Origin of the sequence: Fictibacillus phosphorivorans, assembly GCF_007673525.1 — a bacterium.
GTDB lineage: Bacteria > Bacillota > Bacilli > Bacillales > Fictibacillaceae > Fictibacillus > Fictibacillus phosphorivorans_C.
The window spans coordinates 2,827,034-2,851,680 of sequence record NZ_VDZU01000001.1 but is presented as its reverse complement, the minus strand read 5'-3'; the positions used below and the strand labels follow the sequence as shown (position 1 = coordinate 2,851,680).

General features: G+C 37.9%; 34 protein-coding genes. 25 read left to right on the top strand and 9 right to left on the bottom strand.

Annotated features, from left to right (window positions below; translation table 11 throughout):
• The first annotated feature begins 58 nt into the window (after nt 1–58).
• The 10 genes from FS458_RS14280 (at nt 59) to FS458_RS14240 (ending at nt 8,601) form a co-directional block, all read left to right on the top strand.
• Nucleotides 59–472, top strand: a complete 414-nt coding sequence (locus FS458_RS14280) for a hypothetical protein (protein ID WP_144701594.1) — start codon at nt 59–61, stop codon at nt 470–472.
• A 23-nt stretch (nt 473–495) separates the two neighbouring features.
• Nucleotides 496–633 (top strand): hypothetical protein, encoded by a 138-nt coding sequence (locus tag FS458_RS20780; RefSeq protein WP_186320564.1) that lies wholly within the window; start codon nt 496–498, stop codon nt 631–633.
• Nucleotides 634–703: 70 nt separating this feature from the next.
• On the top strand, nt 704–976 hold the full coding sequence (locus FS458_RS14275) for an HPr family phosphocarrier protein (protein WP_144701591.1): 273 nt from the start codon (nt 704–706) through the stop codon (nt 974–976).
• 128 nt (nt 977–1,104) lie between these two features.
• The gene (gene kdpF / locus FS458_RS21280; protein ID WP_144703630.1) at nt 1,105–1,182 is read left to right on the top strand and encodes a K(+)-transporting ATPase subunit F; all 78 of its coding nucleotides are present in this window, start codon (nt 1,105–1,107) and stop codon (nt 1,180–1,182) included.
• A 49-nt stretch (nt 1,183–1,231) separates the two neighbouring features.
• On the top strand, nt 1,232–2,911 hold the full coding sequence (gene kdpA, locus FS458_RS14265) for a potassium-transporting ATPase subunit KdpA (protein WP_144701588.1): 1,680 nt from the start codon (nt 1,232–1,234) through the stop codon (nt 2,909–2,911).
• A gap of 21 nt (nt 2,912–2,932) precedes the next feature.
• Nucleotides 2,933–4,960: a potassium-transporting ATPase subunit KdpB gene (kdpB, locus tag FS458_RS14260; RefSeq protein ID WP_144701586.1), complete on the top strand. Its 2,028-nt coding sequence runs from the start codon at nt 2,933–2,935 to the stop codon at nt 4,958–4,960.
• Nucleotides 4,961–4,977: 17 nt separating this feature from the next.
• Nucleotides 4,978–5,544: a potassium-transporting ATPase subunit KdpC gene (gene kdpC / locus FS458_RS14255; RefSeq protein ID WP_260858646.1), complete on the top strand. Its 567-nt coding sequence runs from the start codon at nt 4,978–4,980 to the stop codon at nt 5,542–5,544.
• A gap of 60 nt (nt 5,545–5,604) precedes the next feature.
• Nucleotides 5,605–6,756, top strand: a complete 1,152-nt coding sequence (gene kdpDN, locus FS458_RS14250) for a KdpD-like non-kinase potassium sensor (protein WP_144701580.1) — start codon at nt 5,605–5,607, stop codon at nt 6,754–6,756.
• A 12-nt stretch (nt 6,757–6,768) separates the two neighbouring features.
• Entirely contained in the window at nt 6,769–7,170 is a 402-nt protein-coding gene (locus FS458_RS14245; protein ID WP_144701577.1) for a CBS domain-containing protein, read from the top strand.
• Between the two features lie 273 nt (nt 7,171–7,443).
• Nucleotides 7,444–8,601, top strand: coding sequence for an acyl-CoA dehydrogenase family protein (locus tag FS458_RS14240; protein WP_144701574.1), 1,158 nt, complete (start codon nt 7,444–7,446; stop codon nt 8,599–8,601).
• A 47-nt stretch (nt 8,602–8,648) separates the two neighbouring features.
• On the opposite strand, the gene FS458_RS14235 is transcribed toward FS458_RS14240, so the two are convergent.
• Nucleotides 8,649–9,035 (bottom strand): glyoxalase superfamily protein, encoded by a 387-nt coding sequence (locus tag FS458_RS14235; protein ID WP_144701571.1) that lies wholly within the window; start codon nt 9,033–9,035, stop codon nt 8,649–8,651.
• Between the two features lie 140 nt (nt 9,036–9,175).
• On the opposite strand from FS458_RS14235, the gene FS458_RS14230 reads away from it, so the two are divergent.
• The 3 genes from FS458_RS14230 to FS458_RS20775 all read left to right on the top strand — a co-directional run bounded on the left by FS458_RS14230 (nt 9,176) and on the right by FS458_RS20775 (nt 10,115).
• Entirely contained in the window at nt 9,176–9,610 is a 435-nt protein-coding gene (locus tag FS458_RS14230) for a VOC family protein (protein WP_144701568.1), read from the top strand.
• Nucleotides 9,607–9,894: a hypothetical protein gene (locus FS458_RS14225; protein ID WP_144701565.1), complete on the top strand. Its 288-nt coding sequence runs from the start codon at nt 9,607–9,609 to the stop codon at nt 9,892–9,894. Before FS458_RS14230 ends, FS458_RS14225 begins: the two co-directional genes overlap by 4 nt.
• A gap of 80 nt (nt 9,895–9,974) precedes the next feature.
• Nucleotides 9,975–10,115 (top strand): hypothetical protein, encoded by a 141-nt coding sequence (locus FS458_RS20775; protein WP_186320563.1) that lies wholly within the window; start codon nt 9,975–9,977, stop codon nt 10,113–10,115.
• Nucleotides 10,116–10,156: 41 nt separating this feature from the next.
• On the opposite strand, the gene FS458_RS14220 is transcribed toward FS458_RS20775, so the two are convergent.
• The 3 genes from FS458_RS14220 to FS458_RS14210 form a co-directional block, all read right to left on the bottom strand.
• Nucleotides 10,157–10,813: a TetR/AcrR family transcriptional regulator gene (locus FS458_RS14220; protein WP_144701562.1), complete on the bottom strand. Its 657-nt coding sequence runs from the start codon at nt 10,811–10,813 to the stop codon at nt 10,157–10,159.
• A gap of 74 nt (nt 10,814–10,887) precedes the next feature.
• The gene (locus tag FS458_RS14215; RefSeq protein ID WP_144701559.1) at nt 10,888–11,922 is read right to left on the bottom strand and encodes an ABC transporter permease; all 1,035 of its coding nucleotides are present in this window, start codon (nt 11,920–11,922) and stop codon (nt 10,888–10,890) included.
• Nucleotides 11,912–12,640, bottom strand: coding sequence for an ABC transporter ATP-binding protein (locus FS458_RS14210; RefSeq protein WP_144701556.1), 729 nt, complete (start codon nt 12,638–12,640; stop codon nt 11,912–11,914). Before FS458_RS14210 ends, FS458_RS14215 begins: the two co-directional genes overlap by 11 nt.
• 178 nt (nt 12,641–12,818) lie before the next feature.
• On the opposite strand from FS458_RS14210, the gene FS458_RS20770 reads away from it, so the two are divergent.
• A complete protein-coding gene (locus tag FS458_RS20770) occupies nt 12,819–12,956 on the top strand; it encodes a hypothetical protein (RefSeq protein WP_186320562.1) in 138 nt (45 codons plus the stop codon).
• Nucleotides 12,957–12,979: 23 nt separating this feature from the next.
• On the opposite strand, the gene FS458_RS14205 is transcribed toward FS458_RS20770, so the two are convergent.
• Nucleotides 12,980–13,411: a DUF4395 domain-containing protein gene (locus FS458_RS14205; protein WP_144701553.1), complete on the bottom strand. Its 432-nt coding sequence runs from the start codon at nt 13,409–13,411 to the stop codon at nt 12,980–12,982.
• Between the two features lie 136 nt (nt 13,412–13,547).
• Between FS458_RS14205 and FS458_RS14200 the strand changes: the two genes are divergently transcribed.
• Nucleotides 13,548–14,000 carry a hotdog fold thioesterase gene (locus FS458_RS14200; protein WP_144701550.1) on the top strand — a complete coding sequence of 151 codons (453 nt, stop codon included), beginning with the start codon at nt 13,548–13,550 and terminating at the stop codon, nt 13,998–14,000.
• 71 nt (nt 14,001–14,071) lie between these two features.
• Here FS458_RS14200 and FS458_RS14195 read toward each other — a convergent pair whose 3' ends face one another.
• Entirely contained in the window at nt 14,072–14,566 is a 495-nt protein-coding gene (locus FS458_RS14195) for a peroxiredoxin family protein (protein ID WP_186320561.1), read from the bottom strand.
• A gap of 303 nt (nt 14,567–14,869) precedes the next feature.
• Between FS458_RS14195 and FS458_RS14190 the strand changes: the two genes are divergently transcribed.
• The 4 genes from FS458_RS14190 to FS458_RS14180 all read left to right on the top strand — a co-directional run bounded on the left by FS458_RS14190 (nt 14,870) and on the right by FS458_RS14180 (nt 18,855).
• Nucleotides 14,870–16,030 (top strand): S8 family peptidase, encoded by a 1,161-nt coding sequence (locus FS458_RS14190; RefSeq protein ID WP_144701544.1) that lies wholly within the window; start codon nt 14,870–14,872, stop codon nt 16,028–16,030.
• A gap of 355 nt (nt 16,031–16,385) precedes the next feature.
• Entirely contained in the window at nt 16,386–17,387 is a 1,002-nt protein-coding gene (locus FS458_RS14185; protein WP_144703627.1) for a S8 family peptidase, read from the top strand.
• 41 nt (nt 17,388–17,428) lie between these two features.
• Complete coding sequence (locus tag FS458_RS20765; RefSeq protein WP_153238849.1) at nt 17,429–17,599, top strand: hypothetical protein; 171 nt, start codon at nt 17,429–17,431, stop codon at nt 17,597–17,599.
• Between the two features lie 152 nt (nt 17,600–17,751).
• Nucleotides 17,752–18,855, top strand: coding sequence for an MBL fold metallo-hydrolase (locus FS458_RS14180; RefSeq protein WP_144701541.1), 1,104 nt, complete (start codon nt 17,752–17,754; stop codon nt 18,853–18,855).
• Nucleotides 18,856–18,900: 45 nt separating this feature from the next.
• Here FS458_RS14180 and FS458_RS14175 read toward each other — a convergent pair whose 3' ends face one another.
• A complete protein-coding gene (locus tag FS458_RS14175; protein ID WP_313957528.1) occupies nt 18,901–19,407 on the bottom strand; it encodes a cupin domain-containing protein in 507 nt (168 codons plus the stop codon).
• Nucleotides 19,408–19,832: 425 nt separating this feature from the next.
• Here FS458_RS14175 and FS458_RS14170 point away from each other — a divergent pair, with 425 nt between their 5' ends.
• Nucleotides 19,833–20,411 carry a thioredoxin family protein gene (locus FS458_RS14170; protein ID WP_231607455.1) on the top strand — a complete coding sequence of 193 codons (579 nt, stop codon included), beginning with the start codon at nt 19,833–19,835 and terminating at the stop codon, nt 20,409–20,411.
• Between the two features lie 73 nt (nt 20,412–20,484).
• The gene (locus tag FS458_RS14165) at nt 20,485–21,402 is read left to right on the top strand and encodes a CobW family GTP-binding protein (protein ID WP_144701538.1); all 918 of its coding nucleotides are present in this window, start codon (nt 20,485–20,487) and stop codon (nt 21,400–21,402) included.
• A gap of 41 nt (nt 21,403–21,443) precedes the next feature.
• Here the strand turns inward: FS458_RS14165 and FS458_RS14160 are convergent, their stop codons facing one another.
• On the bottom strand, nt 21,444–21,863 hold the full coding sequence (locus FS458_RS14160) for a DUF4830 domain-containing protein (protein ID WP_144701535.1): 420 nt from the start codon (nt 21,861–21,863) through the stop codon (nt 21,444–21,446).
• Between the two features lie 85 nt (nt 21,864–21,948).
• Here FS458_RS14160 and FS458_RS14155 point away from each other — a divergent pair, with 85 nt between their 5' ends.
• From FS458_RS14155 to FS458_RS14145, 3 genes are read left to right on the top strand one after another with little or no spacing between them, the layout of a single operon-like run.
• Nucleotides 21,949–22,593 (top strand): hypothetical protein, encoded by a 645-nt coding sequence (locus FS458_RS14155; RefSeq protein ID WP_144701532.1) that lies wholly within the window; start codon nt 21,949–21,951, stop codon nt 22,591–22,593.
• Nucleotides 22,586–23,149: a hypothetical protein gene (locus tag FS458_RS14150; protein WP_144701530.1), complete on the top strand. Its 564-nt coding sequence runs from the start codon at nt 22,586–22,588 to the stop codon at nt 23,147–23,149. Before FS458_RS14155 ends, FS458_RS14150 begins: the two co-directional genes overlap by 8 nt.
• Before the next feature lie 29 nt (nt 23,150–23,178).
• Entirely contained in the window at nt 23,179–23,364 is a 186-nt protein-coding gene (locus FS458_RS14145; RefSeq protein ID WP_144701527.1) for a hypothetical protein, read from the top strand.
• Nucleotides 23,365–23,373: 9 nt separating this feature from the next.
• On the opposite strand, the gene FS458_RS14140 is transcribed toward FS458_RS14145, so the two are convergent.
• Nucleotides 23,374–24,051, bottom strand: a complete 678-nt coding sequence (locus FS458_RS14140; RefSeq protein ID WP_144701523.1) for a haloacid dehalogenase type II — start codon at nt 24,049–24,051, stop codon at nt 23,374–23,376.
• 126 nt (nt 24,052–24,177) lie between these two features.
• Here FS458_RS14140 and FS458_RS14135 point away from each other — a divergent pair, with 126 nt between their 5' ends.
• Nucleotides 24,178–24,516 carry a LapA family protein gene (locus tag FS458_RS14135; RefSeq protein WP_144701520.1) on the top strand — a complete coding sequence of 113 codons (339 nt, stop codon included), beginning with the start codon at nt 24,178–24,180 and terminating at the stop codon, nt 24,514–24,516.
• The last annotated feature ends 131 nt before the right edge of the window (nt 24,517–24,647 follow it).

Below are 24,647 nucleotides of genomic sequence, written 5' to 3'. Positions count from 1 at the left end.
TTCCTCTTCCGCAGGCTTCTTTTTTGTTGCCTTTTTTTTCGAAATGGAGGATGTAACGATGGAGAAATCATCCGGGAACGTGCTCATTATGTTTCCAGATCAAGTTTCAGATGTATTTATTTCAAAACTAAGATTATGTGACGACTATCAATCTCTTGTTCTCTGTGTTCCTAACCGAAATGAAGCAGATAGACTCTCACAAGTTGGTTTTCAACATGTATATGTCATGAATTATGGTGACAAGCGTATATTCATCGAAATGGTAGGTCCTTTTGTTCAAAAGATTATTGTTGTTGAATCAGGATTTTTAGAATGCTGTCAAACGATTGAACTCATTCGCAGCATCTATAACATACCTGTTTATGTCATCAAATCAGACACACGGTATGTTTCCAGAGTTTATAAGGAATTAGGTGCTGATTACGTGATCTATAACAAAACCGGAAATATTCAATTCTTACTTTCTTCATAAAAAATGAGCGGAGGAATTCATTTATGAGATTGAGTCCAAACGAAATTGAACAGATTTTGTTAAAAGCGAAAAGAGATCAATTGAATGCTTATTATGCAAGTGTGATTCAACATAGTCTCTCAAAATGGGTCATACAAAACGCGCTTAGAAGTAAAGGTTAAACAATTTAAGAGGGGACTAAATCATAAAAGTTCCCTCTGTATTTCAAACCAATGATAGGCAGGGAAAAACATGGGGACAGAGTCAGTTGTTTTATTGCCAAAACGGTTATCGATCGGACAGATCAATGAATTTGTCAATGCTGCTGGTTCTTTTGAAAGTGAGATCCTTTTCTTTTATCAAGGCATACAGATTAATGCGAAAGGATTGCTCTCTGTTAATCTATTCTTTTTGTCGCATTATTCTAAAAATCTGGATGAACCGATCACACTTAGAGTGGAAGGTTCTGACGCACAAGATGCGATTAAAGATTTGTCACATATGCTATCAAGTTTTTATGAGTAGTGTACTAGTTAGTTAGGAGGAAGTTGCATTGTTAGATCTTTATATGGTTTTAACTCTAATCGTTTCATTTTTGGTTATTTTAATTTTATTTACTGGTGTGATCGAGTTGTTGGAGGAGACGAGAAAAAATGATAATAACGATGATTGCGACAGGTGGCGTGTTTTTGTACTTAGTATACGCATTGATTAATCCTGAAAAATTTTAAGGTAACTAATTAACATACATTTGAAGATTTACTTAGGAGGAACAAGGTAATGGGCGTTTTGCAAATGGTAATCGTGATTCTTTTACTGCTTCTGATCGTGAAACCACTAGGAAGCTATATCTATCACGTATTTTCCAACAAATCTAACAAAACAGATAAAGTGTTTGCTGGAATTGAAAAGATTATTTATTCAATATCTGGAATAAAAGAAAGACCAGGCATGACATGGAAAAAGTATACGATGTCATTATTATTAACGAACATTGTCCTGGTCGCAGTCGGCTATGTCATTTTAAGACTTCAAAAGTGGCTTCCATTAAACCCTAGCCAAATTGACAACATGGAATCGACGCTGTCCTTTAATACGATTGTCAGTTTTATGACGAATACAAACCTGCAGCATTATAGTGGAGAAACAGGACTATCTTACTTTTCTCAAATGTCTGTCATCATGATGATGATGTTTACTTCTGCAGTGACTGGAATCATTGTAGCAATTGCATTTATTCGTGGTATTACAAGCAAAGGTGCAACGATTGGTAACTTTTTTGAAGACTTTGTAAAAGGCCATACCCGTTTACTTATTCCAATGGCTGTTGTCGTCACCCTCGTTTTAGTTGGATTAAAAGTTCCACAAACGTTAGATGGTACGATTCAGATTACAACTTTAGAAGGAGAGAAGCAGGAAATCGCAACAGGGCCAGTGGCTTCGCTCGTTTCTATTAAACACTTAGGTACGAACGGTGGGGGGTTCTTTGGAGTGAACTCAGCACATCCTTTTGAGAATCCTAGTCCGTTAACTAATGTTATCGAAATACTATCAATGTGGTGTATACCTGCTGCATTAACATACACGTATGGACGATTTGCTAAAAATCAAAAACAAGGCTGGGTTATTTTCGGTGCGATGGCTATTCTCTTTATTGCGTTCTTATCTTTAATCTATATTTCCGAAAGTAACGGAAATCCAGCAATGAATGCTATCGGTCTTAGTTCAGAACAAGGAAGCATGGAAGGAAAAGAAGTTCGTTTTGGAATGGCTCAATCTGCACTGTTTAGCACAGTAACGACAGCTGCTACAACAGGAACGGTTAATAACATGCATGATACCTTGACTCCCCTTGGTGGAATTACACCATTGTCACTTATGATGTTAAATACAGTGTTTGGTGGAGATGGAGTAGGTTTAGTGAACATGCTCATGTATGCGATCATCGGAGTGTTCATCTGCGGTCTGATGGTTGGGCGTACACCAGAATTTTTAGGCCGTAAAATAGAGCCAAGAGAAATGAAACTTATAACGATAGCGCTTCTTGCACACCCGTTGATCATATTGGGTCCGACTGCCTTAGCTTTTATGACAGAGCTTGGAAAAGGGGCGATAAGCAACCCGGGATTCCATGGTATTTCACAAGTTCTCTATGAGTATACTTCTGCTGCAGCAAATAACGGCTCAGGCTTTGAGGGTCTTGGAGACAATACGCCGTTTTGGAATATCTCAACAGGACTTGTCATGCTACTTGGCAGGTACGTTTCCATCATCGCTTTGCTCGCTGTAGCAGGGTCTCTTGTAAAAAAACAACCTGTTCCTGAAACGATTGGTACGTTTAGAACAGACAACATCCTTTTTGTAGGTATTCTTGTTGGGGCAGTGCTTATTATTGGTGCGTTAACCTTCTTACCCGTAATGGCGCTTGGACCAATAGCTGAATACTTGTCGATCCGTTAATTTAGAGAGGTGCAGATAAAAATGAATCAATCCAAACAGAGTGTTCGTTCTGGCCTCATCAGCCGAGCGATGGTGGAAAGTATAGTGAAGTTAAATCCAATAACGATGATGAAGAATCCGGTTATGTTTGTAGTAGAGATCGGTACATTCCTTGTCTTGCTCATGATGATCATGCCTAAGCAGTTTGATGCTGAAGGTAGATTTGGTTATAACTTATCGGTTTTCTTAATCCTTTTATTCACCATTCTTTTTGCAAACTTTGTAGAAGCCTTAGCAGAAGGTAGAGGAAAAGCGCAAGCCGATAGTTTAAAGAAAACGAAAAAAGGCACAATCGCAAAAAAAGTGGTCAAATCAGGAACGATCAAAGAAGTATCTTCAGAAGATCTTCGTAAAGGAGATATCGTTTTAATCGAGACAGGTGACATGGTTCCGGGTGACGGTGAGATTATCGAAGGGCTTGCGTCCATTGATGAATCTGCTATAACAGGAGAATCAGCACCAGTCATTAAAGAAGCAGGAGGAGATTTTAGTTCTGTAACGGGCGGCACAAAAGTGGTCAGTGACTTCATCAAAGTTAGGATTACCGCAGATCCAGGTGAGTCATTTTTAGATAAAATGATCTCCCTAGTAGAAGGGGCTAAACGTCAAAAGACACCGAACGAGATCGCACTTAACATTTTGCTTGTAACGTTGACGATCATCTTTTTGTTAGTAGTCGTAACGATTGTTCCAATAGCTGATTATGTAGGAGTAAATCTAGAAGTGTCAACACTAATAGCTCTACTCGTCTGTCTCATTCCAACAACAATTGGTGCGTTATTATCAGCGATTGGAATCGCTGGTATGGACCGTGTAACACGCTTTAACGTATTAGCGATGTCAGGAAAAGCAGTTGAAGCAGCAGGTGATATTAATACCATCATCTTAGATAAGACAGGGACGATTACCTTTGGTAACCGTCTAGCTGCAGAATTTATTCCGGTAGGATGGTCTGCAAAGAAAGAATTAACTGAAATGGCAGTCGTAACATCCTTATTTGATGAAACACCGGAGGGAAGATCAGTTTTAGAATTAGCCAAAAACCAAGGTGTTTCTTGGGATGCTTCAGCTTACGATGCAGCTGAAATCGTACCTTTTACAGCAGAAGAACGTATGAGTGGAATTAATTTGAATGGTTTTCATTATCGAAAAGGTGCTGTTGACTCAATCATCAAGTTTGTAGAGAAGCAAGCTGGAGAGATTCCAGAAGATCTGAAAAAGAAAAGTGATGAGATAGCGAAAAAAGGTGGTACTCCGCTTGCCGTTTGTAAGAATGAAAAAATCTATGGATTGATTTATTTAAAAGACACCGTTAAGCCGGGAATGCGTGAACGTTTTGATGAACTAAGAAAAATGGGAATCAAAACAATCATGTGTACAGGAGATAACCCCTTAACTGCTGCAACCATCGCAAAAGAAGCAGGGGTGGATGATTTTATTGCCGAATCAAAGCCTGAAGATAAGATACGTGTGATCCGTGAAGAACAGGAAAAAGGAAAACTAGTTGCTATGACTGGAGATGGAACGAACGACGCCCCAGCACTTGCTCAAGCAGATGTAGGACTCGCGATGAACTCGGGAACCATTGCAGCAAAAGAAGCGGCAAACATGGTTGATCTTGATTCAGACCCAACGAAGATCATTGAAGTGGTAGCGATTGGCAAACAGTTGCTCATGACTAGAGGATCTTTGACCACGTTTAGTATTGCAAATGATATTGCGAAGTATTTCGCCATTATACCAGCAATGTTTACAGCTGCTATACCAGAGATGCAGGCTCTCAATGTAATGGGGTTACATTCCCCAACGAGTGCCATTATTTCAGCACTGATCTTTAACGCGATCATCATACCGCTCTTGATTCCACTTGCCATGAAGGGCGTTAAATACGTGCCGATGAGTGCAAACAAATTGTTGTATAAAAACATTGTTATCTATGGAGTGGGAGGAATTGTAGTCCCGTTTATAGGGATTAAGTTGATCGACATGATTGTAAAAGTATTCATGTAAGAATGAACGGGAGGATTATGAGTGTGTTAAAAATAATTAGATTGTCACTATTATTGATCGTATTATGCGGTATCGTCTACCCGGTTGCTATGACAGGGCTAGCACAGACGATCTTTCCGTCACAAGCTGATGGAAGTCTTGTGAAAAATAGCGATGGGAAGGTTGTTGGTTCAGAATTAATCGGTCAAAACTATAAGAGTCCGCAATATTTCCAAGGTCGAGTTTCTTCAATAGAAAATAACGGAGCTTCTACAGGATCAAATAATTATGCTCCGTCTAATGAAGATATGCTGAAAAGAACAGAGGACTCTATTAAGGTATTACAAAAAGAAAATCCAGAACTAGATAAAAAAGATATTCCATTAGACCTGATCACAAATTCAGGTTCTGGTCTTGATCCACACATTTCTGTTCGTGCTGCTGAGTTTCAAGCAGAGCGTGTGAGTGAGAAAACCGGCATTAAAAAAGAAGAATTGCTAGCCATGATTAAAGATTCAACAACAAATAGAAGTTTAGGAATCTTCGGTGAACCGCATGTAAACGTCTTGGAATTAAATATGAAAGTTCAAGATGTAATGGAATAGGTTGATGAACCTCGGTCTATAATTGGCCGGGGTATTTACTCATGTAAGGAGGTATTAAGATTGTTTCCAGAATATAAACGAAAAACACCTGAAGAGATTTTACGAGAATTAGAACAATTAAAAAGAGGTAAATTAAAAGTCTACATTGGTTCTGCTCCGGGAGTCGGGAAAACATATCGTTTGCTTCAAGAAGCTCATGAACTGAAAGCTGAGGGGATTGATGTACTCGTTGGACTTGTTGAAACACATAATAGAAAAGAAACAAGTGATCTAATTCGAGATCTAGAGATTGTTCCGAAAAAGGAAGTTCGATATAAAGGAAGATTACTAGAAGAGATGGATACACAAGCGATTATTGAACGAAACCCAGATGTAGTAATCGTGGACGAACTAGCACATACGAATGTTCCAACTTCACCGAACGAAAAAAGATTCATGGATGTGGAGGAAATTTTACAAGCGGGTATCAATGTTATTTCCGCTGTAAACATTCAACACTTAGAAAGCTTGCATGATATTGTTGAGCAGATCACGGGTATAAAAGTAAGAGAACGAATTCCTGATCACGTTCTTCACAAAATGGCAAATGAAGTAATACTAGTAGACGTCACCCCAGAGATTCTTCGTAAAAGATTATCCGAAGGTAAAATTTATGACAAAAGTAAAATTGAGCAGGCACTTACAAACTTTTTTACAGATAGCAATCTTGGCGCATTAAGAGAATTATCGTTGCGAGAGGTCGCTGATGATATTGATGAAAGAATCGGAAAAACAAGGATGCAAAACGGCCTTCAGAGTCCTACCGGCGTACATGAAAAAATCATGGTCTGCGTTCAATATGGTGGAAATGCCGAAAAATTAATTCGAAGAGGCTGGAGGATTGCCAGTAGGCTAAAAACTGATCTATTAATCCTTCACGTTACAAACGAAGCATCTATGAACCGCTCACAAGAAGATCGAAAGAAGATTCAAAATTGGAAGAAGCTAGCTACTCAATTCAGTGCTACATTTATTGTGGAACAAACGGATAAACGAACGATTTCAGAGACCATTCGAGATATTGCCGTTGAAAACGGAATAACTCAAATCATATTAGGTCAATCTGCAAGAAGTCGATGGGAAGAGATTACAAAAGGATCGATTGTAAATAATATTATGAGGATTGCAACAGGTATTGACATACATATTGTTGCAGATCAAAACGAGAATTAGAAAGGGAAGAAAATGAATATAGCATTTTTTCTTTTACCAAAAAGTGAAGTGGTTTGTATACAAGCGGCATCAACAGTCAGGCAGACTCTTGAAAAGATGGAACACCATCGATATACAGCAGTCCCTGTAGTCGATGAAAACGGACGATATATTAAAACAATCACAGAAGGTGATTTGTTATGGAAAATTAAGAATACAGAAGGTCTTACTTTTCAAACGTGCAATCACCATTATATCAAAGATATGAAGGTGAATAGAGATTATCAGCCTGTGCATATAGATGCAGAGATGGAAGATTTAATGATACTAGTTGAAGTACAAAACTTTGTGCCTGTAGTTGATGACAACGAGGTATTTATCGGCATTATTCGTAGAATGGATATTATTCAATACTTAAGAAAAAAGTCAACGTAATAGATAGAAAAAATACGACCGGCTGGTAAGCCGGTCTCTAACTGGTGGGGAGGTTAGTCGTTGGAATATCTAACCTGAATTTATCATAACACGAACATGTGTTCTTGTAAATGTGTAATCAATATTTTTTTCCTCCTATATAGTACCTTTTAAGAGAGCAGTTTTTGTTAATTACATTGATAGGGCTTTTACCTTGCCGTTTTTTATGAAAAAGGCATACACTATATCTTAAAACCATACTGTTCTGATTTGTTAAGAAGGGATTGTCGTCAGGTGGATTATCTATATGAAACGTATATAAAAACAGAGAAACAACGAGAATGGTTTGATAAGATTGATACGCTCGCAGGTGGATTTGCTAAGAGAGCGGACACATATGATCAAAAAGGTGAATTTCCATTTGAAAATGTTGATGAATTAAAACAAGCGGGGTACTTATCTCTAACTGTTCCAACTGAATTTGGAGGAGAAGGGTTAAGTTTGTATGAATTTGTTCTTTTACAAGAAAGGATCGCGACGGGTGACGCTGCTACTGCGTTGTGTCTCGGATGGCACCTCGGCTGTTTTTTAGAACTTGCTGAAGAGCGGACTTGGGATGAAGAAACTTTTAAGACGTTGTGTGAAAAAGTAGTGTATGAACAAATTTTAGTTAACAGGGCAGCAACGGAGCCGGCAACAGGAAGTCCTACTCGCGGAGGAATGCCGCAAACAACTGCCGTTCAAAAAGGGAATGAGTGGATTATCAATGGTAGGAAAACCTTCACTTCCATGGCACCTGCGCTCGATTATGTGATTGTTTCAGCACAGATTGGAGATACAGGTAAAAAAGGGAATTTCATGATCTCTATGAAATCTGAAGGTGTGTCGATTGAAGAAACGTGGGACACAGTAGCGATGCGCGGAACCCGAAGTGATGATCTTATCTTGAAGGATGTAAAAGTGAGTAACAATGCACTAGTCGAACAAGATCGAGGCAAGAGCGAACTCCCAAAAGCATGGCTGCTTCACATACCAGCATGTTACATCGGTGTTGCGGTTGCAGCTCGCAATGAAGCCGTTCAATTTGCGAAAACGTATCAACCAAATAGTTTGCCAGGACCGATTGGAGAGGTGCCAGAAGTGCAACGAAAAGTTGGAGAGATGGAGCTAGAGCTCTTACATGCAAGAGAAGTATTGTACAGTGTTGCACATAGATGGGTAAATGAACCTCATTTTAGAATGCAAATGGGTCCAGAATTAATGGCAGTAAAACACATCGTAACAAATGCAGCAGCAAGAGTGGTCGATCTAGCTATGCGGATTGTTGGAGCAAGAAGTTTAGCTATGTCTAACCCCTTACAAAGACATTATCGTGATGTTCGAGCAGGACTTCATAACCCTCCGATGGATGATATGGTTATTAATACGTTAGCAAAAAGAGCGCTAGAATAAAGTATAAAAGACACCTGGATAACTACAGGTGTCTTTTATTCGTTTGCTTACAAAGACTTTAGAGATTCAATCTTTTCAACAAAACAAAATTCGTTTCCGAACGGATCACCAACTCTAACTTCTTTAAAGCCATGTGCCTCTTCTAGTCCTGGTCTAGCAAATTTATAATTTTTTTCAGCCAAGAATTGATGGTAGGCTTGGATACCTTCAACGTGTACCCTTAGTTTAATTCCAGGACTTGAATCACCATGATGCTCAGACAGATGTAGGGAGCAATCCCCAAGTGAAACCTGCATATAAATTGGAAAATCTTCTTCGTAACGATGTTCCCAATCTATCGAGAATCCAAGGAAATCTATGTAGAATTCCCTTGCCTTATTTTCATCAAATATTCGAAGGACAGGGATTGTATTCTTAAATTGATATTCATTCATGAAGTATTCACTCTCCCGCTACTTTATTCCTGTACTATTTCTCTTTATTTAACTAAGTTCCCTTGTTTTTATGGAGGATTTTTCTTTTATTAGAAGAAATTTTTATATAATTAATTCAATGTCATGAGGAGGGAATGTCCTTGAGTGAAAAGTTAATTCGTGTTGGTACGACTTATGTGCCTGTTAAGGATGTAGAACATTCTGCTAAATGGTACGCAGAAAAGCTTGGGGCAAGGATAAGTTATGGTGATGATGAAAAAGCCATTCTTAATCTAGCAGACCAAAGTTTTTTTCTTGTGCGATCATTAGAAGGTGAGACTTCAAACTTTACTGACTATAACGGAAACAAAAGGTTTTCTTTAACGTTTGAAGTAGACGGGTTGGAAGATTTGTATACGTTGCATACTGAATTTAAAGAACAGGGCATTCAAACAGGTGATATTGAAGATCGAGGACATACTGGTAAGAATTTTGTTTTTTCTGATCTAGAAGGGAATCTTTTTGATGTTTGGAGTGTTCTGAGTCCGAGATTTAAAGCTTTACAAAAAGAAGCTTTTTCAGAGATTGAAAGATGAGATGGGTAATAGGAATCCTGTTTTCTATAATAGGCATTTTATTGTTAACGCAAGGACTGAACTTAAGAGAGATTGCAAAACACTCCGTGGACGGTGATGGAATCGGTGTATATTTTTTAGGGATAGAGATCAATGAGAGTGTTCCTACTGAAGATATACTATCCTATGCTAATGGGTTTATGGGATCTGGCGTGATATTTTTAATACTTGCTGTTTGCTTGTTCATCATCCTATTAAGTGAAAAAAGCACATTAAAGCCGATCACGCCAAAAAAACAGGCTTGAGGATGAGAGGTTCTCGGGTAATGTATATGGTGAATCCAGAAATAATGTGAACATAAAGGAAATAGTAGGGAGGTGAGTATATGAAGAAAGTGAATATATTTGTCATCATTTGTTTATTCATTGCTTTTAGTCCTGCAGCTAAAGTGATGTCACCGACAACTACTGATACGAAGGTTCAACTTTCTCACTTTACCCCTGAACCCCAAATCCTAGTCGAATAAAAACAGAACCCGCTTTTTAAAAAGCGGGTTCTGTTTTTTCGTTATTGTTTTCCTGTAAGACCATACATGATAAACGCTACGATCTGATCAATTTCTTTTTCGTCATCCCACTCTTTATCCGAAAAAAGAAGAAAACGTGGCAAGATATACCCTATGATACTAGATGCTGTCATGCGCATAATCGTTTCCGGAGGAAGAGAAACAATCTCTCCTTTTTCTTGGAAATGCTCGATGACCTTCTTGAACTTTTGATACACATGTTCAGTGAAAAGTTTTTGGAACGGTTCACGTAATTCATCATGAAAAGCGATCTCTTGAATGAATATTTTTAAGACAGGAAACTGTTTTCGAACGAATTCCAGTCTGTTTTTAGCAACGACTCTTATAAAATCTTCATAGTGTTCATATTCGTTCTCGAATACTTCTTTTGCAAAAGACTTTATGAAGAAAGGCGCAACGAATTTAGCGACAGTTGGTGTCACGATGGCAAGCAATAGCTCTTTTTTCGTTTTGAAATGACGAAAAATTGTACCTTCAGCAACCCCTGCTTTTTTTGCGATCTCACTCGTAGAAGAAGCGGCATATCCTTTTTCTGAGAAAGTATCGATGGCAGCTTCAAGAATCTTTCGCTGTTTATCGCTCATTGTGGGAGCATCGTGTTCGTTAATTAGGTCATGAATCCACTCGGAATTGGACATTACAGCTACTCCTTTTATAATCGTACATTTTCTTCATTATAGACACTATTGATAGGTAGTACAAACGCTATACCTTAGAGTTTGCGGTGTTTTTTCAACGCGAGTACATTTAGTATCATAAATAAAAGGGAGAAACCAATAAGGACAAGAACGTTTCCGTATATATCATTCCACCCGTCACCTTGAATCATAACATCCCGAATCGCTTCTCCTCCGTATGTTAAGGGCATAATAATGCTTAAAGGCTTAAGCCATTCTGCCATCGTTTCAATAGAAAACAAACCTGAGAAAAATACTTGAGGCACAACGACAAGCGGGATGAACTGAATCATCTGTAGTTCATTGGTGGCAAAAGCAGAAAGCAAAGTTCCAAGTGAAAGTGCGGTTATCGCAAGCATGAGTGTAATTAAAATAACTAACCAAATAGACCCAGCCATCATGATATCAAGAATATAGATCGCAAAGGAAACGATGATAGCCGATTGTAAAATGGTGAAAATGCCAAAGCCTATTACATATCCAACTACCATCTCCCATCTACGCATCGGCGTAGCGAGCAGCCGCTCAAGTGTTCCAGTCGTTCTTTCGCGTAAAAATGATACCCCAGAGATTAAGAATACGAAAAAGAAAATGAAAAATCCGATCAAGAACGGGCCGATATAGTCAAAAGTTTCCATATCAGCAGAACCATGCAAATAATTGATTTCGGGGGCGTTTTTTGTTTTTTCAGTGTCTTGATTCGGAAGTGATCTCAAGGCTTTTTCAATCGTTGTAATCGAAGACTTGTTTGCTGTAGGATTACTTCCTTCTAGTGTAATGGAAGTAGAAGGTAATGTAACTTCAAGAACAGCATCAAGTTTTTCATCTGCTAAATCTTGGTGAGCTATTGACGCATTTTGATAAGCGAAGAAAGCATTATCTGACGATCTCAGTAGGTCTACAATTTTTTGATCACTTACAACCCCGATTTTAGGTTCATAATCATTGCTTGAGAAAACGAGATTCACAAGCGTTAATATGAGAAGAGGGGCAATAAACATCATGGCAAGTGTGCGTTTGTCCCTTATGAATTGTCTGATAATCCTAATGACTAATGCTTTAATTCTCACGATGGACACCTCCAAAATAGAGAAATGCGTCTTCAATTGAAGTACTTGATGTAAAATTCTTTAATTCTTGTGGTGTTCCAGAGGCAATTAGCTTTCCATCACGAAGCATTCCCAGCTGACCGCATTTCTCAGCTTCATCCATTACATGTGTCGTAACTAGAATCGTAGTTCCGCTCTTACTTAACTTATAAAGTTCATCCCATATCGATTGCCGGAGCACGGGATCAATTCCTACAGTAGGTTCATCAAGAATGAGGATCTGTGGTTCATGTAAGAGTGCAGCAGCTAAAGATAATCTTCGTTTCATGCCGCCGGAATATTGATTGACTGGTTTTTGTAGAAAGCTTGAAAGGTTCACGAGCTCAGTAACCTGATGAATCCTTTCTTTTTGTTTTTGTCCTTTTAGACCATAAATGGATGAGAAGAATTCTAGGTTTTCCCTTCCGCTTAATTCTCCGTAAAGAGCGTCAGATTGAGCCATAAACCCAATTTGGGTCATGATTTTAAGATTAGGCATGGATGAATCAAGAACACTTATACTGCCAGAAGTGGGAATCTCGATCCCCGCGATCATTTTAACTAATGTTGTTTTTCCAGCTCCTGAAGGACCCAACAATCCATAGATCTCATTTTTGTTTACGGTTAGGCCGATGTTCTTCAATACTTGATGAGACCGATAATTCTTAGAAACATTAGCTACTTTAATAACAGATCCCATATTAAGCCTCCTTCGAAAATTTAGTGAGTACTCACTCATTATCACTATCATATGTTAGTGAGATGATAACGGTCAAGTGAGTACTCACTCATTTTTAAGTAAAATAAAAAATAAAATAAGGAAGTCTGATTCAAACTGAGCTCAAACGCTTTGCAACTCGATGGTGTGCATTGAAGAAATGAAAATGATATTAAAGGATGTTGGGCTTTCAGAGGTTAAGGTTATAGCTGATTTTGAAGGTGGTAAGGAAACTACTCATGCAAGGCAATACTTAGTATTTGAAGCAATAAAATTAAGAAAAACCATTCGCCTTTAAATGCCAATGGTTTTTTGTGTTTTTTAGTTTGAGTCTTGAGTTCTCTTGTAACGATATTGCTGCCATCTGAACCTAATAAAACATCCGATACAAAAGCCGAGTATCGCTACAAAAGAAGCTGTTGCAACCATGATTGTAGCAATCCATGCTACAGTACTCCAACCTAATATATAACTCAGAAAACCTACTGCAAGAAGCGAGATCGCAATCAACTGATTAAACTTCTGCTGGTCCTTATCCTCTGGAATGTACGCAGAAGGTTTCTTTTTTAAAAAGAATGCAGCAGCTTTCATTATGGGATTGTAATCAAAAAACATTCCTAGAAGACCGGCAACTAAAGGAAGTAATAAGAACCATGGTTGACCAGTTAGCCAAGTAGCTAGTGTAGATAAAAAAATGAACCACTGATTTGTTCGAACTAAAGGTCTTGGAATAGAAACAGAAGAGTGAGACATATTAATCCGACCTTTCTTATATGTTTAGTTACTTTATTTTAAATGTATTCGTATAGAATGTGAAGTATCAATCCTTATATATGCAAGAAGGTGAATATTTGTTGAACCCAGAATGTCTTATAGTGAGGTGAGAAATATGAAAACAATAAGAGACGATCATGATGTGCATATTCAGTATAGAGAGGAGATAAAGGAAAAGCTCCAAAATGACACTTTTGCAAAATGGTTAGGTATCGAATTATTAGAAGTGGGTCCAGGTACAGCAGAAGCACAGATGACAATCACTGAAAATATGCTAAATGCTCATGGAACAGCACATGGAGCTGCATTATTTGCTATCGCTGATTTTGTCTTTGCTGTAGCATGTAATTCCTATGGAAAAACATCAGTGGGACTTTCTGTTACTATTGGGTATCTTGCTGCATGCCAAAGAGGGGATAAGGTGACGGCAAGAGCAACAGAGATTAAACGTAATCATCGGACCTCTTGGTATGAAGTGAGCGTGGAAAATGATAAAGAGCTCCTTGCTCATGTAAGTGCTCTATCTTATCGGAAGAACGAATATTTTGTAGGAATAGAAGAAGATTAAGTTGGCTGTTTCATCAGTCTTAAGGTAAAAGACGACGAAGTCAGGGAAACACCTGATTTCGTCGTCTTGTTTTATCTTAATGTTTTTTTAATATATTTGATTGTCTTTCTTAGATCTTCAGCAGTAGGTCTTCCAAATGGTCCTGTTTGAATATCAAAATAGACAACTCTTTTTTGATTATCTACTAAAAATAATGCTGGTTCTCCATGTTCACCATGATCGTCATATAGTTTTCCGTTATGGTATTGAACGCCATAAGGTTCTCCAGCAACTCTTTCTATATCACTAAAGACCGGAAAAGAAAGAGCGTGTTTTTCTTTCATTTTCTTCAAATTTTGTTCCTCATCAGTAGAAATCGCTAAGATGTGAGTATTCAATTCATTAAATGTTTCAATATTTTGCTCTAACTCTTTCAATTGATCGTTACATACGGGGCACCATTCTCCTCTGAAAAAAACAAGTAAGTGAAATCGATTATCGTTTTCAAGGTGGTTATGAAGTGAGAAAGATTCTCCATTTTCAGATTTAATCGTAAAGTCAGGTGCCGTGTCTCCTGTTTGTAGCATGAACATCCCTCCATTATATGTTTCTTCTTTAGCTATTCCTCTTGCTGAAAATTTTAAACTCTTTAGTTATTTGATTCTCAAAAAACCAGTCCCAATACTAGGTCATATCTACGTCTAGATGAGGAAAGAAGTAATAAAATGATAGCTGGATTAATGACTTTATTCCTATTTTAAGTTAAAACTTTTAAAAATTAGTAGTTTATATTTGTTTTTGTTAGAATAGTAAAATTCTTCTTTATTTTCTGTAAATTGGGCTCTATATTAGAAATTGTAGTTCAACACCAAATTAGAGGAGTGAAGTAAATGATTAAGAAGATTGCCACAATGGCAGCGGTTTTACCTTTAGTTGTTTCTCTTGCAACACCAGCGGCAGCAGCGAAAAGTACAGAGGTGAAAGCAAATGTTACACCTCAAGAAATTATCGTAAAATTTAAAGACAACGTGTCAGAGTCAAAAGTAAAATCATTAGCAGTAAAAGGGAAAGATGAAGTAAAAGAAAAAGGATCTAAGTTTCATGTCATTAAAGTTAAAGATGGAAACGTAGATGCAGCCATTGCAGAATATGAAGCGAGTGGAGATGTAGAGTATGCAGAGCCAAACTATACATACCATGCGAGCTGGACTCCAAATGACACGTATTTCTCAAATGGAGTGCAATATGCACCTCAAAAAGTAAGTGCTCAATCAGCTTGGGACATCACACGCGGTTCATCTACTACAAAAATTGCAATCATCGATACAGGGGTTGATTATAATCACCCTGATCTAGCAGGTAAAGTAATTAAAGGATATGACTATGTAAGTGATGATTGGGATCCAATGGATCAAAATGATCATGGAACACATGCTGCAGGTATTGCAGCAGCTGCAACGAATAACGCGAGAGGTATCGCGGGAATGGCACCAAACGTATCCATCTATGCTGTTCGTGTACTAGATGCGAACGGAAGCGGATCTCTTGATGATGTAGCTAACGGAATCTATCATGCTGTAGATAACGGAGCAAAAGTAGTTTCACTTAGCCTTGGCGGACCTGGATCTGCTACTTCATTACAAAACGCTGTAAACTATGCCGTTTCTAAAGGAGTAGTTGTAGTTGCCGCAGCTGGTAACGAGAACACTTCTGCACCGAGCTATCCAGCTTATTATTCAGGTGCCATTGCAGTAGCTGCAACTGACCGTAATGACCTTCGTGCTTCATTCTCTAACTATGGATCTTGGGTTGATGTTGCTGCTCCTGGTGTAGACATCGCTTCTACTGTACGTAATGGTGGATATGCTTACATGTCTGGTACATCAATGGCTTGTCCTCTAGTAGCAGGTATTGCAGGCTTACTTGCTTCACAAGGAAGAAGTGCTTCTAATATCCGTGCTGCAATCGAGAACACAGCAGATCCTATCTCAGGAACAGGATCTTATTACTCTAAAGGTCGTGTAAACGCGGCAGACGCAGTTCGCTACTAATCTATTCTTTATATTTACAAGCTCCCGAGACTAGATCTGTTCTAGTCTTGGGAGTTTTTGTTTGCAATAGTTTAATTGAACTAACAAACTTTGTCGAAAGGTGTTGGAATTTAAGGATAAGGACATATGTTCGCATTGCGTAAAATGTCGATGTAGACTTAATAGCTCATTTTAAAGACGGGACTTGTGGTAAGTTTTAACAGTTTGGTAGAATAGTATTAAGTTCTACAACTAGAATCTTCATTTCTTACAAGTCTTACATCCTATAAGAAAGGAGGTTCACGCTTCCATTTGTCTCTTCAACAGTCACATACTTTACAAAAAATTCTTTTAAAAATAAAAGGAGGTAAAGATGATGAGTGAAGTCTGTTTGATCCCGTTTGTGTTAGAAGAAGTAATAGAAGAATCAAAAGAAGAGATTCCATACGGAGTCGAGATGATCAATGCACCTGCGTTTTGGCGTGATGGTGAAAAGGGGCAGAGCGTAGTTGTTGCCGTACTAGATACCGGATGTGATGCAAGCCATCCGGAGCTTGCTGAACGAATCGTTGGTGGTCGGAATTTTGTAGATGGGGATGAAGATGATTATCAAGATGCGCATTATCATGGGACACATGTGGCAGGTACGATCGCAGCTACTTTAAACAATGCCGGTGTAGCGGGTGTAGCACCAGATGTGAAACTCTTAATCTGTAGAGTTCTTGGAAAAGATGGAGGCGGATCGTATCAAGGAATCATCGATGCTATTGACTACTCCGTTAAATGGAGAGGGGAAAATGGTGAGAGAGTGCGTGTGATCTCTATGTCACTTGGTGGACCGACAGATGTACCTGAGCTACATGAAGCGATTCAAAGAGCCGTATTGGAAGATGTGCTTGTAGTCTGTGCAGCAGGTAACGAAGGGGATAATAAGGAAAATACGAATGAGCATGCTTATCCCGGCGCGTATAAAGAAGTCGTTCAAGTAGGTGCAGTGGATGCTAAAATGAAACTTGCTCCGTTTTCAAACACCAATGATGAGATTGACCTGGTTGCTCCGGGCGTTGATGTTGTTTCTACTTATCCAGGAAATAAATATGCAAAGTTATCTGGAACTTCTATGGCGACGCCTCATGTATCGGGAGCAGCAGCATTACTGATTGAACGAGAAGAAAAATTGTTTGGTCGTGAACTTTCAGAAGCAGAGGTCTATGCTCAATTGGTAAAAAATACGCTAAGTATCGGACTAACAAAGAAAGCAGAAGGAAATGGTTTGTTAGTATTAAATGCACAAGAAAAAGCAGTTTGCGATCAGGAGAATTTAAGAGCGATGAGAACTCCTATTGAAACGGCTGCAGCGAAAGAGTCAGAATCATAAATATTTGCCCCGTTTCTTAGGAAGAAAGGGCGTGTATGGGGATGGCGTATAAAATTATTGCGTTGTTGATCAGCTTTGCAACTCTTTGTATTAGAATTTATGAAGAGATGAGAAGACGTGCAAAGAACAGAGCAAAAGAAGAAGAGCTTCAAAAGAAAAAGAAAAGAAAGCGAAAGAAAGCAGTGAAGAAAAAGGAAAAGGAAAGTGCTTAAATGAATAGATTGATTAAAAGCTGATTTTGTGAGATCTAGTATATTCACATGAATCAGCTTTTTTGTCGTAAGTAACCAACTAGAAAGTTGCTTCTATGATTTGAAAAGGAGTAATATATGAGCACTACTGTAAAATAGAGAGGAACGTAACTATGGTTTTATTAGGCTTTCTACTTGTAATCGTAACAGCTGTTTTTTTATTTATGATGATTCATCCTGTTTTTGGTAAGAAGCCCTCAAAACAAGAGGTGAACACGTATGAAACAATAAAAAACTATAAAGATGGTGTTTTTACTAATCAGATAGAAACCGTGATGACAACGGATCTACGTTCTATGCTCCCTGTATTAAAAGAATTTTTAAGTGGAAACCCTAATCGTCAGCCTAAGAAAGCAATTCCTATAAACTCGTTTCAGTTACCTGAAGAAGCAAATCAAGAAACAAGAGTAACTTGGTTTGGACATTCAGCATTATTGATAGAGATGGACGGAAAACGCATACTAATCGATCCTATGTTCGGCTCCGCACCGTCGCCTGTTCCTTGGTTTGGAAACAAGCGTTATAGCAAAGAACTGCCTTTTAAAATTGAAGAACTTCCCCAAGTGGATCTAGTGGTTTTGTCACATGATCATTATGACCATCTGGATTATGGAACCATCAAACAACTTAAACATAAAGTGAAAAATTTTGCAGTCCCGCTTGGCGTTGCTGGACATTTAAAGCGGTGGGGAGTGGAACCAGACCGCATAAAAGAATGTAACTGGTGGGATGAGATACAGTTTTCAGGAATTTCATTAGTCTGCTCCCCCGCACGACATTTTTCAGGAAGAAGCATATCGGATCGTAATTCTACCCTTTGGTGTTCTTGGATTATACAAGGAAAGGATTCGAACATTTATTTTAGTGGGGACAGTGGATATGGACCACACTTTAAAGAGATTGGGAAACGGTATGGACCTTTTGACCTCACTTTAATGGAATGTGGACAATATCATGAGAAGTGGGCTGCGATACATATGATGCCTGAAGAAACAGTACAAGCTCACCTTGATGTAAGTGGCAAAGTCATGCTTCCTATTCATTGGGGTGCTTTTACGCTATCACTGCATGATTGGACAGATCCTGTAGAACGGGCGGTAAATGCTGCAATATTATCCAATGTTCAAATATGTACGCCTCAGATTGGTGAGACAGTTACTCTTGGCTCAGAGTTTTTATCTAGCTCGACGTGGTGGAGAGAGAATAAGAATAGATAAAAAAGAGTGCTCTTCACTGTGGAGGGCACTCTCTACATGTATTCTTTAACTTTTCCACAACTCCAACAGTGGGCCATCACTTCCAAAGAGAGGATCTCTATCAGGTAATGGAACGAGCATAATATCATCTAATACAGCTGGTCGATCATCAGGTTCACCTTTTTTAAGGTTGTGGTCCATTCCATTCGGGTATGCTCCAGCTACTTTAAAATCAGTGCTGGATCCGATACATTTATGTCCGGTACCGGCAGGGAGCACGATAACATCCCCTTTTGAAACAGTAACAGAAACGCCATCTTCTCCTCCAAGAAGGAGAACCGCCTCACCGCTCATAACACCTAGAACTTCATGAGTATTGCTATGATAATGATGATAATCAAAGACACCATTCTTCCAACCATTACTCCAGCCGTTTTGCTCAAAAACGTCTAATGCATCCTGAGGTTCTTTTAATTTTCCTACGTATAACAAAACGGGCCAGGAAGGATGATTCGGAATCGTCCCATCGTCTGTAAAAAACAAAGTTTTAACATCTTCACTCAGCATTTTCATAACCACTTAACCCCTCCCCTGTTTTCGTATCCATTCCCTTATTTTTATGAAAAGAAACCCTTCTTCTTTCGAGAAATAGTATAGGAGAAAAAAGAAATTACGAGTAATAATGCGAAATTCCTCATTAAATGACGAAAACTTATGTGTGAAAAAAAGTTTTCTTTTATGTGAAAAGAGGTATTAGATAGTTACGGCATGATAAATGTTAGTGAAAGGTGGAAATCAGTATGAAGTACAAAGCGAAGGACTGGCTCCGGTTAACGCCGAATGAGAGATACCTGCTTTTATTCGCTGTTTCCCAACTCCAGAAAAAGCTCAGAGCAGGTTAAAAGAACTAAAAAAATAAATGTAAGGCATTTTCGTTGCCACAACTCCCCCTTGTTTGGTTAAAATAAGAATACAAGATAAACAGGGAGGAACACAGGATGATGACTGACCTCAATACATGGTTTGATAAAGGCATGACGCGCTATGCATATATCCATTCAATGAAAACACACAAGGAAAACTTGCTGACGATATATAATTCATTCGTGCTACCTGAACCTATGAAAGATGCGTTGCAAGGCATCCAAAAAAACCGGTTGAGAGCGATCGTGATTACCGAAGATTGGTGTGGTGATGCGATGTTGAATCTTCCTGTTTTTATGCGCATGGCAGATGAAGCACTTATTGATATCCGCTTTATCTTACGCGACCAGCATCCGGAATTAATGGATCGATACTTAACAGCAAAAGCAAAATCAATTCCTATCATTATCTTTATTGATGAGAAGGGAAAAGAAGTTGTAAAGTGGGGCCCACGTGCTCCGAAATTGCAGCAAATTGTTGAAGAGCGCAAAAAGAAGATACCTTCAAAAGAGGATCCACGTTACGAAAAAGCCTTCAAGCTTTTTGCTGATCGAATCTCTAGTTTGTTTACGACTGACCATGCCCTTTGGGAAGAAGTAAGCCTTGATATTATAAAAAAATTATTAGCTAAACTAAATGTTAACAGCCTGTAAAACGGCTGTTTTTTTGTTTGTGTTAAAATAGAGAAATTGATGAGATCTATAAAAAAGAAGTTCGAGGTGTAAGATGAAAAAGAAAGCGAATGTTATTATTCTAGCTGGATTTTTAGGAAGCGGAAAAACGACATTGCTCAAACAGCTGCTGTCATATGAAAAAGAACAAAAGCATAAAACAGCTGTATTAATGAATGAGATTGGGAAAGTTTCGATCGATTCTGATTCTGTTCCAGAAGATGTTCCGCTTAAAGAGCTTCTCAACGGCTGTATATGCTGTTCTTTATCGGATCAACTTGAAAAACAGCTTTGGGGACTATGTAAAGAGAATGAGCTTGATACGTTAATTATTGAAGCAACAGGTGTCGCTCATCCGATTGATGTACTTGATGCCTGTTTGTCACCTTTTCTAATCGACGACTTACAGATAGCAGGTATCATTTCAATCATGGACGCACCTCGATGGCTGGAACGAGAGAGTATGAATGTTCAGGCTAGAATGCTCATGCTTGAGCAGGTTAAGCACGCAGATTATATCGTGTGGAACAAAACAAGCGGTTTGACGGAGAAAGAGAAGATGATGCTTACGAGTGACGCATCAAGGTTGAATGAAGGCACTCCATTTGTGTTAACAGATTTTGCGAAGGTAGAACTGTCTCAACTTTTTTCACTTTCCGTAAAAAAGCGATCAGATCACCAGTCTATTTCCGCAGATAAATTGAATGTCAAAACTTTTATTTATTCGTTTAAAGGACCTGTTAATAAAGAGTTGTTTGAAAACTGGCTGAGAAATGTACCCTCATCGATCTACAGAATCAAAGGGTATATTCAGTTAGAAAATCAAATTTATCTTTTTCAGTACTCTTATGGCTTGCCTACTTACGAAAAAGAATTGATGAAGATGCCGCTAAGACTTGTTTTTATTGGAGAAGACCTTGATACAAATCAGTTAAAGAACGGACTAAATGAAGTTGAAAAAGCAAGTAAATAGAAAAAAAGTACACTTGTGGCTCTTGAGTTACGAGTGTTTTTTTATTTGCAAATTTTATCCATGAACTGAGGTCGATACATCATCTTAACAATGCCAGGATCCGTTTGAGACATTTTAATGTAACTATTAACTATTTTGTCATCACTAGTTAATAAGACAGCCTCCAGATAACGGTTACCACATTTCTCTTTTAACCGATAGACATGTTGAACAAGATTATTATCCTCATAACCTTTAAAACGAACATCAGCTGATTGATAGGTATTTAGCGATTCAGAGTGACTAGGAATCGTAAATGCTTGCTTTCGAGAAAAATAAAAGTCTCTTTTCCAACCGTATTCTTCTAACCATTCAGTGTGTTTCTCCGGGGTAGTAGCTAAGGAGTATGCGTTCAAAATTATAAAGATAATCACATAGGAAAGAAAAAACATACTAATACCTACAAACCCTTTTTTCTTCAAAATTATCTCTCCTTTGTAAAGAAATTCAGTTTGATTTATGATATTCTTTTATTATCATTATTTTCCAATTATTATTGAAGGAGAGGTGTCTTCTCTGACTACGAAATTAATGACTCATGACCATCGAAACATCCATCCTGAGATTTATAAGATGAATCAAGGACCTGCTACTGTTCGTGAAATTCCACCCATGAAGTATGTTACACAAGAGATGAACACATCCTATCGCATGGATTGGGCAGGTAGGCCAGAACCGAAAGATGAGCAATGGATCGTCTGGAAAGTCGTAAATCAGCTGAAACATTTAACGAAAAATAAGTTAAGTTACAAATTTACTTTAATGCCGCATGAGATTCTTTGGCATGAGAAAAATGTCAGTAGGTCAATTACAACTCAAATGATGCAAGTCCCTGATTGTATAACTAAAGAATTATTTGAAGAAGCATGTTTTCACGTTGAAAAGAGATTAGGAAAGAAGCTTCCAACACTACAACTCATTTATAATGAGTCGCTCACTTGTGTTCAAAAGTTACATAGAGGTCACTATCGAAACTCAATTGAAACCCTGGAAGAGATAATGAATTTCGCCGAAGAAGAGAGCCTTTCGCTAAAAAGTAGTTATAAAGAAATCTATTTAACTCCTGCTATGATGTGTCATAAACCTGAAACATGGAAAACGGTTGTGAGTGTGGAGATTAATAAAAGGAAGCCTGGAGTACGAAATGAATGAAGACAAAATTAAATTTAAATTGGAATTAAAAGAAGATAAGGAATCAACCTATGCATTTCGTATGATATTTACTTTCTTGATCGTTTGTCTTCTGGTCGTTCTTGTTGTAGATCTAGATGATCAAAGTGTTGAGACACAAGGAATTGCTAGACAGTGGGGAGAGGCAAAGTTAATAAATAATGAATCAATGCAATATACATTACTCTCCGATTCAGAAAAAATGAAATACGTGGATATTATTTCAGAAACTAATAAAGAAGAACAACCTACATACTCATTTAAAGAGTTAGATCAGTTTGAATATCGTATAAACAGTAAGGAATATATTTACAGACTTCACTACTACAAAATGGAATCCTGTGCAGATTGTCAAAAAGATGTATGGGTTCGTATAAAGAAAGAGGATAAAGGATGGTTTGTAACTCACATTAACTATTCTGAATCCAAAGCAGAACCAAAAATTCGTAATGTGGAAAGAGAGCAAATACCTACCACTGAAAAACAAGAAAAAGAATTGCAAGACAAAAAGTCATTCATTATGAAGTTTTTAAACTAACTAAAAAAATCAATCTGAGGGAGATTACAATGAAATATCGATATCTTGGGATTACATTTGTAATTATTGGAACACTAATCATGATAATCTCTTTAACGATAGATTCTGAACATGAGAGGATCATTCGGATAGGTGGGGGTAGTTTATTCTTCATCGGTACTCTTTTGATACCAGATTATATTGTTAATTCTAGGAACCAAACGAAAAATAGATGAGAGCTGCACTCATAAGGAGTGCAGCTCTTTTTCGTTCTCAAGATCTTTAAGAGAGGAAAAAATATAATGAGGTTTAATACCTAAAACATCTAATGGTAGATTTCCTCGATTGATCCATGCGGTCTTAAATCCATATGCTGCTGCGCCCGTTATGTCCCAATAGTTAGAACTCATGAATAAAATTTCTTCACGGTTTACAGCTAACGTCTCCTGAGCATACTGATAGGCAGCAGGTGCAGGTTTATATTGTTGAACATCCTCAATCGATAATAGGTCTATAACATCAGTTAGTTCTCTTTTTTTAACTAATGGCTTTAGCATTTTATAAGTTCCATTAGAAAAAATAACTTGCTTCATATTATTTTGTTGAATGCTATGAAGAGAGCCGGGTACCTCTTCATAGACTTGGAGTTCTAGATAAGCCTCCGTTAAAGAAACAAGTGCTTCTTCGTTGCATTGTAGAGAGAATTTTTTTAAAGTATATAAAAGAGCATTGCGAGTGATTTCGGAAAATGGAATGTATGTTCCAGTTAGCTGGTGAAGCATGAAGTACTCTACTTGTTTTTTTCGCCATTCTTCACTGATCGATTTACCATGTCCTTTAAAATGAAACTCGGCTTTTTCAGTAACGGAATGTACATCAAAAAGTGTTCCGTATGCGTCATAAACAAAAGCTTTAATCGTCAATGAAACACCTCCTTATAATACAAGGATACCCGAAATCAAAGCAGCTTAACTTTCATAAAAAATTTCGTAAAAATTTAGGTGAATTTCCCTTTCATTGAGGGAATAGATAACAATGAGGTGATAAAAATGAAAATGCAATTGTATCTGTTATTTGGTTTTATCTTCGCACTAATCATAGCAACGTTCGCGGTCATAAACGTTGGTGATGTAGAAATCAACTACCTCTTTGGAACTGCCAACTGGCCATTAGTACTCGTCATTTTAGGATCAGCCGTAATCGGTGGCCTATCAGTCGGACTATTTGGTCTGATTAAAGTAATTCAGCTGCAGCGACAAGTGAAAAAGCTGCACCAGATTCATAATGAAAAAGAATCTTGGAAAGAAGAAAGGGTTGCTGAACATACTTCTGAACCTGTAACTCCAACAGAAGAAGTTCCTCATGAAAAAGAAGAAGAAAACAAGTAGATGCAAAAGAAACCCTGAAAGTAGTCTTGAAAGATTACTCTCAGGGTTTTTTGCATGTTATAAAACTAATACTTGAAAGCGATATCAAAAAGCGTTAAGATAACTACTAATCAGTTCCAAAACGTTTTGGA